Genomic DNA, 11,929 nt, shown 5'->3' on the forward strand with positions numbered 1-11,929 from the left:
GGACAGCCGCCATGCGCTCAAACCACGCCCCCACGTTCCCCCTTCACACAAAAAAGAGGCCTGCACCCTCACCTACAGCGAAGTCGCCCCACCCGCCCCCTGCGGTACTTCATTGTCGCAGCCACACTCTCTCTGCACCCCGAAAGCGGATATGTACTCCGCTCTCCGTCACCTACCCGGGCCGACTGCCGCCGGCCGAAGAACGGGAACCAGACGCCCTTGTCGCCCACTCGACCTCGTGTCCGGAGTCGGGAATTTCGCTTCACACACCTCTCGGCCAGCTGTACCAGGGACGGTGCAAGCCCTGGACGATTTCGGGTCAACCCGATTTTCCAGGTGGCCTGACCAGGGACGAACGACGTACCTGCGTTTCACGACGGTGAACACGTCAGCCTGAACGGGCGCCGATCAGGCTGGCCTTGAGAGCGTCGGCGAGGGAACCTTGAGGCATCGACGGCGGGATACGCCTCGCACCAATCCCTTCCCGAATCACCCGGGTTGGGGACCTCACCCCTACCTTCCTGGAGCTGCTCATGTCCGCCCTTCCCCTGCCCGCCGCCAGCCCCGAGCCGCCGGCGTTCTGCGCCAGCCACCTCCCTGCCCGCACCCAGCCGAGTCGGCTGGGCATCCCCGAGGTCGTGGTCATCGTCGTGGTCGTCCTGGCATCGGCCGGACTGGCCGCCGGCAACCGGCCCGTCCCGGCCGCGCTGGTCGTGGTGGCCGCCGCAGTGGCCGACCTGATCACCGGCCGCCGCTCCAGCGATGTCGCCAAGCCCTCCCGCCGCCGCAGCCGGTGACATGGGCCGCCCCACCAAACCTGTCGCCGCCGGCACCAGCCCCCGGCTGCGGGCCCTGGCCGTCTACCTGCGCCAGCTCAAGGACGACACCCGTACCACCTACGCCACCCTGTCCGAGCGCACCGGCCCACCGGGCGCGCCCGGGTTCCGCGGAGCCTCCACCCTCAGCCAGGCCGCCCGCGGCACCCACCTGCCCCCGCTCGAGACCGTCCTCGCCTACGCCCGCGCTGCCGGCGACCTCGGCAGCCACTCCACGCAGAGGCGAGAAGCGTCAGCCCTGAGCCTGTGGAAGGCAGCTGCAACCGAGAAGGCCCGCCCACACCTGGCCGGTCGCGGCCGACGGACCCGGCAGGTCCGCACCCCCGCCTCCCTGGGCCAGGAACTGACGCGGCTGCGCCTGAGGGCCGGCCGGCCCTCTTACCGCGCCATCGAGAAGGCGACCAAGGCCGACGGGCACCGTGTACCGCGTTCGACAGCCCACCTGATCCTCATCGGGAAGGTCCTGCCCGGCCGCGAGCAGTTGGCCGCGCTCCTGAAAGCCTTCGACGTGAGCGTGGCGGACGCCGCACAGTGGCATGCGGTCCTCGACCGCATCGAGGACCGCCGGCGACCGCCCGAGCCGCCCCAGCGAGGCAGAGGGTACGCGTGCGCCGACGCCGACCCGGCCGTGCAGGAGTACCTCGAACGCCGTGAGCGCGACGAGGAGATCAAGCGCCGTATCGGGCAGATCCATCCGGACGAGACGTACGAGGACTACGAGGAACGGATGCGCGAGAGGGCGTTCCAGCAGCAGTCCTCGGACATCTGGCTGTATGAGGACTACGACGAGCCGGAGGGCGAGGCCCAGAGGCAAGCATGGGCCGGTGAGCAGGCCGCCTTCCGTGCCCAGCTGAAGGCATTGGTAGAGCCCGCCACCCCCACGGGGCACGGCCGATCACGCCTGACACCTCCCGAACCACCTGCCTGCCATCCTCCCGGGCAAGACCGGCCTGATCACCCACGACACCAACCCCAGCGTTACGTAATTCCGGGGCGAATATTATGTAACGTCGGCTAGACTGGGGGGTGACGTTACATTTTTAGCGGCGCGGTCGTTTCGCAGAGGCGGCCGCTGCCGAGCCAACTGCCCGACCTTCCCCTTGCGATCCGCTTGCCACTTGCTCTTGGAGTCCCCGGGTGTCCTCCTCACGTTCATCCCGCACGGCCGGTGAGGCGTCTTCCGGCGCTGCCGTGCCGAGCAACCCCGCCCACACCGCTCCGCCTGCAGCCTCACAGGAGCCGTCCGACCAGGCTCCGCGCTGGGCGGGCAACTGGCCATTGAGTTTTCCCACGCCTCCCACACCATCCTCAGCGGCCAAGACAGCCTCCGAAGACGCTAGCCGCCGACACGGCGATGACAGTCAACCCGAGTCAGCTGAGGGCCCGTTGTCCGAGCGGGGAACAACCTCCGCCGCCCCTGACGCGGAAACACCACACGCCCTGACGCGCACCGGCCCGGCGACGCTGCACGAGGCCCGCAGCACACTCAAGCAGCTGATCAACGCCGCCATCCAAGGGCACCCCACACCCCTGACGCGTGGTCCGCACCATGCACTGCTCACCACGCCCGCCCATGCAACCGAACTGGGCTGGGACCTCACCCAAGCCCCCACCCACAGCTTCGTGGACGCCCGCAAAAAGCTGGGGGATCTGATCCAGTACGGCGCCGAGGGCCACCCTCAGGTGCTGTGCCGCCACAAGACCCCCGTCGCCGTCCTGCTTGCCGCAGCCGCGGACGGCACCCCCACCCCGCCCGCACTTCAAGCCGAGCCAGCACCCGACACAGCGGCTCCGGCTGCAGCAGCAGCCCCGGACTCCGCCACAACACCCCCGCAAGCAGTCCAGACCCCCCTCCCGACCACAACAGCCGAAGCCGAAGTCGAGGCCGCGAAAGACCTCGCGCCCGCACCGACCACTCCTCCTGCCGAAGCGGCCGCTGCACCCACCACGCCCTCGGAACCACAGCCGGAACCGACACCAGCAGCCCAGGACACGCCTGCACCTGCCAGTACCCCCGCCTCACGCGGCACCACCCCAGCCACACCGGCCCCGTCGGCCACCCCCACCGGCTCCCCGGCCGCTCCCACCCCCGCACCCAGCCCCCCGACACTCCAGCACCCACTCACACCACCGGCCGCCCTCCCCGCACCCCCCTCGGCCCCGCCCGAGCCGGGCCCGCCGGCCCCCACTCCCGCGACGCCCGGGACCAGCCACAAGACCGTCATCCCGGCCAGTGGCCCACCAACTATCACTGCGCCACGCACCCTGCGACGCCTGGCCGCACTCGCGCAAGCCCTGGACACCGTCCTTCCCACCACTGCCTCCACCGGTGAAACCACCGCCCCCGCACCCCTGATGGGCCTGCCGACCGGGATCCGCACCCTGGACGACGCCCTCGGCGGCCTCCAGCCCGGCCGCTTCTATCTCGTCGCCGCCGCCCCAGGCGCCGGATCCAGCCTGATCGCCACCGCCGCCGCACGCACCAGCGCCCTCGACCAGCACCAACCCGTCCTCTACGCCGCCTCCGGACTCACCCGCGCCGACATCGCCGCACGCATCGTCGCCGCACACCTGCCCGTCGACTACCGCCGCCTGCGAGCCGGCCGCCTCACACCCACCGAGCAGGACGACACCGCAGCCCTCCACCACCACCTGGCCCAAGCCCCGCTGTACATCGATGACGGCACCGACCTGACCACCGACGCGATCGCCGAGAGCGTCCCGGACCTGCCCGGCTTGGCCCTCATCGTGGTCGACCGCCTCCAGACCACCGAGGACCCCCGACTGCCGCTGTCCGGCCCGGCCCAGATCACCGACGCCGCCCAGGCCCTCGCTCACCTCGCCCGTACCCACGAGCTCCCCGTCGTCGCTGCCGTAGACAGCGACGATCCCCGCCTGATCGCCGAGCTCAGCCTCGACATCACCATCACGTTGACCCGCGACGCCGACCAGATCCACGCGACCATCACCGAACGCGACCTCGGCCCGCAGGCCGCCCTCACTCTCCACGCCGACCTTGCCCACGCCCGCATCACAGACCCGGCCATCCCCTACGCCAGCCCCACCCCTCCAGCGCAGCCACAAGCCGCGAACCTGCACACCCCCGGACACACCCCGCAGGCGCCTCTCCAAGCCCCCACACCCACCGAGCCCGCCCAGGCAGCCCACACCGACGCCCCACGCAGGTCATCGCACCGCCGCACCGCCGCTCCACCTCCGCCCGGCGGCTACGCCAACCGGGACTACAGCTACTTCACCGGCATGATCACCCGCGCCGTCGACGAAGCCCTCCACGAGCACGACGGTGACATCACCGTCGCAACCGAAGCCCTGGTGAAAAAGGCCGTACCGAACGCAATGGCCCTGTTCGAGGCAACCCGCGTCGGCGGAAATTACGAACACACCGTCTACCCGGAAACCCTTGAATTCCTCCGGAAGAAAACCAAGGACGGCGCCGACGAAATCTGGGAAGGCCGCCACAACTGGACCAACACCCACCTCATGGACGCCCTCCAAAACGGCACCCACCCCCCGATCACCGTCAACGCCCTCGATACCAACGCAAGCTTCCTGTCCGCCTTCAAGACCCACCTGCCCATCGGCGCCCTGATCCACGACCCCAACGGCGGCTTCGACCCCAAGCGCTCCGGCATCTACCGCCTCCCCACCCGCCCCACCTGGCACCACCCCGACCTGCCCGACCCGATCGGCAACCGCCGAGAAGACGGCCCCGTCCTCCTCGACGACGCCACCATTCGCCTCCTCATCCGCTGCGCCCGCCTCGGCCTGTGCGAGGCCCCGCGCATCACCGAGCGCTGGACCTCCGGCACCAGCGAAGGCCTCCTGGAAAAATTCCGCCGTGTCCTAACCGAGGCCCGCACCAATGCCATCGAAGCCGACGACACGGTGACCGTCGAATACATCAAAGCCATGTATTCAAAATTCACCTCCACCATCGGAGAATCAAGCGTCAACCGCGACATCCGCCGACCCGACTGGATGCACATCATCCGCTCCCAGGCATTCGCTAACCTCTGGTACAAATCCCACCGCGCCCACACCAATGGCCTGACCGTCGTCCGCGTCCGCGGCACCGACGAACTCCACGTAGCCGGCGACTGGCGCAAGGTATTCACCGAAGGCCGCCTCACCACCCAGATGAAACAAAAAGACCAGTACCCCCTGCCGAGGAAGAGCGCCCAATAGATGTCGACCGACGGATGGAAGAACTTCGGCAACTACGGCGCAGACCGTGACCCAGGAAACGTCCACGGCAAAATCGCCCTCGCCCGCGCCCTCGAGGACGCCCTCGAACGCATGATCATCGACGGCGGAATCAAATCCCCGGTCGGCACCCGCCGCGGCCTGAAAGCCCGCATGCGCTACCTCACCACCACCAAAGGCGGCCCCCAAGCCTTGGCCGACGCCGGCATTCTCGCCACCCCCGCCACGATCCGCGCCTGGACCCGCGGCACCCAGCGCCCGCGCCCGGCCAACCTCGAAGCGATCGACACTGCCTACTGGAACCTGCGAGCCCACAACGTGCTCGCCAACCCCGGCGCCCTCAAGCAGCACCTCAACCGAGGCGGCCGCGGCACCCGTATCGAGATCCACCCCGTCAACCAGACCACTGTCGACGAGCCCCGCCGCCGCGACAACCTGAGGATTCAACACCGGCAGGTCCGCTATATCTGGGACGACGCCGTCGACGCCCTCGTCGCCAGCGACCTGGACACCATGGAAGACCTCTGGGACGACATCATCGCCGAACTTGACTCCGACTGGGGCGCCTACACCTACGTCTCCTACATCGGCATCGGCGCCTGACACGACCGCCTGCGGCTGGCCTGACCGGCCCTGATGGTCTGCGGGGGAGTGTCGGTTGGACCTCGTCGTCTGAGTGTCAGTGGCGCAGGTGCGGTGGCCTGGTCGTTGACGCTGACGGGTGGTGCTCACTCGTTGCTTGCATGAGTAACGAAGGGCCATGTCATTCTCATGCCGACCACCAGTGCTTCCGGCGTCGCCCGCCGCCAGACCCTCCAGCACGCCTCCGGCGCCCTCCCCCTGACGCTGCGGCCGTCTGACGGCCAAGACGTCGTGCGGCCGACGGGTTACGGGCGCTGGGTGAGCAGGGCGTCGACGCGGCTGGAGTGCTGGATGTAGGCGGCGAGGTCGGGCCCGAGCAGGCCGGCGACCGTCAGGAGGTCCTTCATCCGTACGGCGACGGGAACGTTCAGGAGCGGTTCCCAGTGCGCGGCCCGGTTGCGCAGCTCGTGCAGGTCGCCGATCGGCTGGTCGACGGTGGCACGGTTGGTCCCGGGCGGGAAGGCGTGGTGGAGGTGGGGGACCCACAGCGTCTTCTCGTGCGCGGAGGTGGACAGGTACCTCCACATGCCCAGCGACAGCTCGGCGATCACCTTCCCGGGGGGCGCGCTGCGGCCGTAGCGGGTGCGGGCGCTGTCGATGGCCTTGCGGGTCTTGTCGTTCATGTCGACCCGGCGCGTGCCGCGCGAGCCCTTCTTCACACGGATCAGCGGGGCGCGCAGGGGACTGGCCGGGTCCTCCAGCCAGTGCCCGTTGCCGTTCCAGGTCGCGTCCAGCGCGGCGGCGTACGCGTTGCGCAGGGCGATCTCGAAGTGGCTGAGGTCGCGCAGGACCGCGCAGGTCAGGCTCGTGTTCCATTCGTACAGGGCGAGGGCGCGGGCGGGGTCGCCGCCGGCCGCGGTCAGGTAGATGGCGTGCCGGGCGGGGCTGAGCCAGTTCTCCACCCACGGCCCCGGGGCGGGTGCCGGGGATGCGTGCGTCACGGTTCCTCCTGCTGGAAGGTCGGGTATAGTCATGGATGACAAGCCCCGGTGGACCGCTGATCTAAATGATCATGTCGCCGGGGCTAAGACGTTTTCCGGGCCCGGTACGCCTCGCCCGCGAGACGGCAGCCCCGCGTTCCCGTTGCCGGGGCCTGCGGAGTGCGGCCGGTCGCATAGCTCAATGAAACCCCCGATCCGGAGCTGTCCCCGTACACTGGGACCACGGATTGACCTGCATGACCTCTAAGCCACCAGGGAAGCGGAGAGACGAGGCATAACATGCGGGTCAAGCCGTAGCTATCAATCCGCTGCAATCGGTGAGGAGGCGCCGTGATCCGGGCCCGCCTTGTATCGGCCACGGGGGAGCCGCCCGGACCCGCCGAGAAGGCGGTGAAGACCCGCCACGAGACGCTCGACGCCCTCACCGACAGCGGCATGCTGAAGGATGCCGTCACAGCCGCCACCCACCTGTCCGCCGCCGGCCGCACCCCTTCGGCGGTCCGTGTCCGCCGCCTCTACGTCCGCCATACCGTGCCGCTGAAAGTCGTGACGGAACGCAATGGCCTGCCGCGCGAGAAACGGCCTCCCGCCGCCCGACTGATCGCCCCCCGCGGCGTCACCGGCCGCCTGCACCTGCTCCTGTTGTTCGCCGCCGCCTGCCAGGCCGCCCCCGGCCAAAAGTGGCACCACACGATTCCCATCGAGCACGGCCGCGACCAGCCGATCTCCCTGGAACGACTTGTCTGCGCGCTCGCCCGCCACCGGGGCGGCACGGCTTACGTTGCCAGCCCGAGGACGAACAAGCTGCGCCAGATCACCCAGGCCCTCAAGACCCTCAACGACCAGTACTTGGTCGACCTGCCCCACCGCGGTGAATACCTGCCCTTCCGCGACTTCACCCTGCTGTGCGACAGCGGGCACAGCACCGACAACGCCCACATCCCCTATCGCGTGCCGAAGAAGAACGAGCCGTACGTCGACATCCCGGCCGCGTTCTTCACCCGGGGCTGGGTACACCTGCTGACCCCCAGCGAGATCACCGCCTACCTGATGTGGCTCGATGTCAACCAGCACTCCGAGCACGATGAGCCCTACGTCACCGGCGCCGTGCGCGCGGGCGCCTACGGACTGACCCGCGAGGCCTATGAGACCCACCAGGCGCTGCAGGCCTTCGGCCTCATCGACGTCACCCCCGACCCCGACCGTCACGGCGACGGCAAGTACGCCGGCTACCACCCGGACAGCCGCCTCCCGCCGTGCCACCGGGTCACTGTGACCCCCGACGGTCTGCTTGAGGACGCCGCCGACCGGATCGGCGAAACCCTCAACTGGTATGCCGCCACCGGGGACTGGGTCCGACCGCTTCGCCTCCGGCGCACCTGAGCGACCACATCCGTCCGCGCCGACTGCCGCCCGGCGGACGGGATCGTCGTCCCCGCGGTGCCTTCCCGGGTACGGCAGAGGCATCGGACCAGCGTCGTGGAGGGCGCCGCCCTGTTCGGCACCGGCCGGGCTCGAACCATGCGGCACGCAGAGTGGGGGGGGGCGATGCGGATCTCGTTGATCTGCTGCTCGCGACTGGAGACCCGCAGGCAGGGCACACTCCGCCGACAGCCCGCGCGCGAACGACAGAATCCGCACCGCCGCACACCCCTGGGCCCCGGCACCGGCTGCGCCGACCCCCGCAGCCCGCGCTCCCGTCTAGGTCCCAGTTTGTGCGCAGAGCATGCTGTTCGGTCCCGAGGCGGGGCACAGGAACGCTACCGTTCGGGCATGTCAGGAAGACCCGTGCCACGCCCTCCGCAGCGCCCGCGTAAGCCGCAGCCGAACGGCAACAGCGTCGACTACAACGTTCCGCGGTGGCGCGACGACGGCCAACTCGGCCAACTCGGCGGGAAGAAGTTCGTGCGCAGGGCCACCGAGGTGAGCAGCGGGCGTGAGGGCGTCCTCAAGCACATGTCCGACCCGCCTGTGCCGGGCGAGGGCTATGTGGACAAGGGACGGCGGGCCCGCCGCCGGCGCTTCTACGACGAGGCGCTCTTCATGCAGCAGGTGAACGGAAGTCCGGGCATCCTGCCGATCTGGGACATCGACGACGCCCATGGCACCGCACCCCGCTGGTACGCCATGCCCCGGGCCCGGCCGCTGGCCGACATCGTCGACGACACCTCGACCGTCCTCGACGTGGTCACGCACACCACCGCCCTGGCCCGCACCCTCGCGGCGCTCGCCGATCAGGGGATCTACCACCGGGACATCAAGCCGGACAACCTGTTCTGGTACGACGGGATGCCGGTCCTGGCCGACTTCGGGATCGCGGCCTTCGCCCACCTGCCCGCCGGCGTGACCCGTGTCGGGGAGAAGGTCGGGCCCGCCAACTTCATGGCCCCCGAGATGCGCAGCACCGACGGCAAGGACCGCGGTGAGCGGGCCGATGTCTACTCTCTCGCCAAGACCCTTTTCGTCCTGGCCCATCGCCGTCGCGGCCCGTATCCGCCCGAGGGAACACACCGGGTGGGCACGGAGGAGTTCAACCTGGCCACCCACGGCGGCGGGAACGCCATGACCGCCCTGGAACACGTCCTGGAGGCCGCGACCCAGCACCGCGTGCAGGACCGGCTGACCATGACCGACTTCCATGCCGAACTGGCGGCCTGGCTCGGCCGCCACGCCCAGACAACCCGCTTCCGCCCCTTCGGCCGCCCCTTCATGGGTGGCTGGGGACCGCACGGAGACCGCAGCCGCCGCGATGTTGAGGCGACACGGGCGATGATGCTGCCCTGCATCCGACGCATCGCCGAAGCCCTGACCGGTGATCCGGACGCCTGGAGCGAGGGCATCAACCACGACAACGGCGATCGCACCCTTGGCGAGTACGGCTGGATCGACAACTGTGAGGAAGGCTTCGTACCCGACGGCGGCTTCATCTGGATGGCCACCGACCTCCACGACGGACGGCGCATCGTCCTGGACGCACTCCTCGACGACGGTGTGTGCTTTATCGCCGAAGCGCAGCGAAGCGGACCGCCGTGGGTCCTGGAACAGCAGTGGGGACACACTCCGTGGCACCGTGCGCGGATGCCGCGGACAGCCGATCAGGTCCAGCAGCTGACAGACGCGGTCGTGGCCTGGATTTCCCACTCCTCACCGGACGCTCCCGTCGCTGAGGTTCCCGAACGGACCGCCGCCACGGCCTGACCCCGCAGCCAGCCGATTCTGTACGGGTTCTGGAAGCGAGACGAGGACGAACTCGGCTGTCCCCATGGGGCTGGACGCCGATGCCGGCCGCACTCGATGCGACGGCCGCTGACGACCCGCGCTGGCGCAGGGCGTGGCACGATCCGTGCTCGGCAGCCACGCGGCCAGCAGGGCGTGCTCGGCGCGTTCGGCACAAGGTCGTCAGGGCTCGGGGACCGCAGTGACGGCCGAGCCGGGGCCGCCGCCCTCGCCGACGCTGTCGAGGCCGCGGTCGCGGAGTTCGTGGAGACGGTCGATCCAGGTCTGCTTGAATGCCCCGGCCCCCGCCCTCCTCGGCCCCGGGCAGCGACAGCAGCCCCTGTCCGGCGCCGGCCTGTTCGTCGATCAGCTCCTCCAACAAGGCGGCGACCACGGCGATCTCGGGCGACAGGCACATCGCCAGCGCGTGGGGGACACCGGACGGGCTGGCCATCTGAGGGACGAGCTGGGAGACAACCAGGGCGAACCCGGACTCGTCGATCCTCGCCCGCAGGCGGGCGAGGAAGGGGTTGTCGGGCATCAGCAGCCCGTGCATCACGTACAGAAAGCCGACCAGGTTGAGGATTCGCGCCACACTGCGCGCCGCAGTCATCTCCTCCTCGCCGGCGGCCCGGAGGCGGGCGAGCGGGTCAACGAGTGTCCCCGCCACAAGCCAGCTCTCCAGAGTGCCCTCGCGCTCGGCCTGCTGCGTGGACTCGGCGACCGGCGCCCAGTCCACGCCGGGCATCAGTGCGGCGAGCGCCTCCATGAGGACCTCACCGCCGACCTCCGCGGCCCCCATCCCGGCGGCCGCGGCCAGATGCATCACCGCGCGCCGCTGCCCGCGCTCCGGGCCCCGGTCCCACGCGCCCCCAGGGTCGTCGACCACCAGCCGCCGCATCTCGTCCGGGTGCGGCAGCCCGGCCGGACCTCGCCCCGCCACCCGCCCGGCCTCGGCGTAGAAGGCGTCCTGCGCCCCCCGCCGCCCGCCGTACGGGCCCGCACCACCAGGTGCTGGGCGCGCGAGCGGGAGACCGCCCACAACAGCGACTCCCGCACGGCCGGCCACGGCGGCTCGGGCACCGCCAACTCCCCTGGCCCGGCGGGAAGTCCGGCCTCGGCGTACCAGGCGATCACCGTCCACCGCAGATCCCGCCCCGGCCGCGCATGCCGCCCCAGCGCTGCCGCGACGGCCACCGTCTCCTCGGCAAGCACCGACATCGAACCGCGCCCGCGCCCCAGCCACCGCCGTGCGTGCCCGGGCAGCAGTCCCGCCGCCCGTCACCGCTCCAGCTGCGCTGCCGACACCCGCAGGCCGAGCGCCGCGAGGCGCTCGATCAGAGTCCCGCCTCGGGGTCAGGACGGCTTGGGCCAGCGCGTCGCGTGAGGGCTCTGCGGCACTGGCAACGAGTCCGGAACGAGAGCGGGTCAGACGCGGGTGTGGTGACGGCGATGAGAGTTCCGTCCCATGCCATCAGCTCCCACACACACCTCCCGAGAACAAACCTAAGCAGAAGAAAAACGAGCCCCGAATGCGGCTCTAAATTTCTACTTTTGCGGTGCACAACGATTCACGTCTTCGGGGAACGCCATCCGGAGAGAATCGTCACAGAACCCCCACACCCATGTAACGCGAGTGAATGCGTAAAATCCCTTCGGAGACCTTCTATCACTCTTTTTAGGTACCGAGTATTCCACAAGAGGTCCAGACCAATACTTGAACACGAAGAGTAGCCGTTACATAACCGTGAACCAAGCCAAGGAGCGTTACATAATGGGTACGCATCGACAGGGACGGTGTCCGGCGCTCAGCGACAAGTCAGTCTGATCTTGCTCTCACCAGGCAGGCCGTTGAGAGCAAGAGAGATATAGCCGCAGGTCAAAGGGTTATAGAGACTGGGCTGCGATGCACTTACTTCTACAATTATGTACCGGCCAACAGGGGCCGGCTCCTCCAGGCAGCCAGCTTTTGTAACGCCGCGGAGCGGCGTTACAGGTCGTCGCGGAGCGACGACGCAACGTTCCGTCACGTAGTGACGGCGCGTCATGTCTCCGGAGGAGACGGCGCGC

8 protein-coding genes are annotated in these 11,929 nt (G+C 69.4%); 6 read left to right on the forward strand and 2 right to left on the reverse strand.

Going from position 1 to position 11,929, the window contains the following annotated elements:
- Positions 1-533 precede the first annotated feature (533 nt).
- The 4 genes from ACZ7LY_RS30085 to ACZ7LY_RS30100 all read left to right on the forward strand — a co-directional run bounded on the left by ACZ7LY_RS30085 (position 534) and on the right by ACZ7LY_RS30100 (position 5,663).
- Positions 534-797, forward strand: coding sequence for a hypothetical protein (locus ACZ7LY_RS30085; protein WP_007387413.1), 264 nt, complete (start codon positions 534-536; stop codon positions 795-797).
- Entirely contained in the window at positions 763-1,854 is a 1,092-nt protein-coding gene (locus tag ACZ7LY_RS30090; RefSeq protein ID WP_471627896.1) for a hypothetical protein, read from the forward strand. Before ACZ7LY_RS30085 ends, ACZ7LY_RS30090 begins: the two co-directional genes overlap by 35 nt.
- A gap of 1,337 nt (positions 1,855-3,191) precedes the next feature.
- Positions 3,192-5,042 (forward strand): DnaB-like helicase C-terminal domain-containing protein, encoded by a 1,851-nt coding sequence (locus tag ACZ7LY_RS30095; RefSeq protein ID WP_471627897.1) that lies wholly within the window; start codon positions 3,192-3,194, stop codon positions 5,040-5,042.
- Complete coding sequence (locus tag ACZ7LY_RS30100) at positions 5,043-5,663, forward strand: hypothetical protein (protein ID WP_053641157.1); 621 nt, start codon at positions 5,043-5,045, stop codon at positions 5,661-5,663.
- A gap of 284 nt (positions 5,664-5,947) precedes the next feature.
- On the opposite strand, the gene ACZ7LY_RS30105 is transcribed toward ACZ7LY_RS30100, so the two are convergent.
- Complete coding sequence (locus tag ACZ7LY_RS30105; RefSeq protein WP_111382288.1) at positions 5,948-6,643, reverse strand: Abi family protein; 696 nt, start codon at positions 6,641-6,643, stop codon at positions 5,948-5,950.
- Between the two features lie 330 nt (positions 6,644-6,973).
- Between ACZ7LY_RS30105 and ACZ7LY_RS30110 the strand changes: the two genes are divergently transcribed.
- A complete protein-coding gene (locus ACZ7LY_RS30110; protein WP_053641159.1) occupies positions 6,974-8,026 on the forward strand; it encodes a hypothetical protein in 1,053 nt (350 codons plus the stop codon).
- A gap of 390 nt (positions 8,027-8,416) precedes the next feature.
- The gene (locus ACZ7LY_RS30115) at positions 8,417-9,841 is read left to right on the forward strand and encodes a protein kinase domain-containing protein (protein ID WP_471627898.1); all 1,425 of its coding nucleotides are present in this window, start codon (positions 8,417-8,419) and stop codon (positions 9,839-9,841) included.
- An 843-nt stretch (positions 9,842-10,684) separates the two neighbouring features.
- Here ACZ7LY_RS30115 and ACZ7LY_RS30120 read toward each other — a convergent pair.
- Complete coding sequence (locus ACZ7LY_RS30120) at positions 10,685-11,080, reverse strand: hypothetical protein (RefSeq protein WP_053641162.1); 396 nt, start codon at positions 11,078-11,080, stop codon at positions 10,685-10,687.
- Positions 11,081-11,929: the final 849 nt, after the last annotated feature.

The organism is Streptomyces sp. NPDC107550, from assembly GCF_055639095.1.

What these genes read in the sequence shown, in the direction of transcription:
- ACZ7LY_RS30090 (WP_471627896.1), top strand. Translation starts at nt 763, where the DNA reads ATGTCGCCAAGCCCTCCCGCCGCCGCAGCCGGTGACATGGGCCGCCCC.
- ACZ7LY_RS30095 (WP_471627897.1), top strand. Translation starts at nt 3,192, where the DNA reads ATGGGCCTGCCGACCGGGATCCGCACCCTGGACGACGCCCTCGGCGGC.
- ACZ7LY_RS30115 (WP_471627898.1), top strand. Translation starts at nt 8,417, where the DNA reads ATGTCAGGAAGACCCGTGCCACGCCCTCCGCAGCGCCCGCGTAAGCCG.
- ACZ7LY_RS30100 (WP_053641157.1), top strand. Translation starts at nt 5,043, where the DNA reads ATGTCGACCGACGGATGGAAGAACTTCGGCAACTACGGCGCAGACCGT.
- ACZ7LY_RS30120 (WP_053641162.1), bottom strand. Translation starts at nt 11,080, where the DNA reads ATGTCGGTGCTTGCCGAGGAGACGGTGGCCGTCGCGGCAGCGCTGGGG.
- ACZ7LY_RS30085 (WP_007387413.1), top strand. Translation starts at nt 534, where the DNA reads ATGTCCGCCCTTCCCCTGCCCGCCGCCAGCCCCGAGCCGCCGGCGTTC.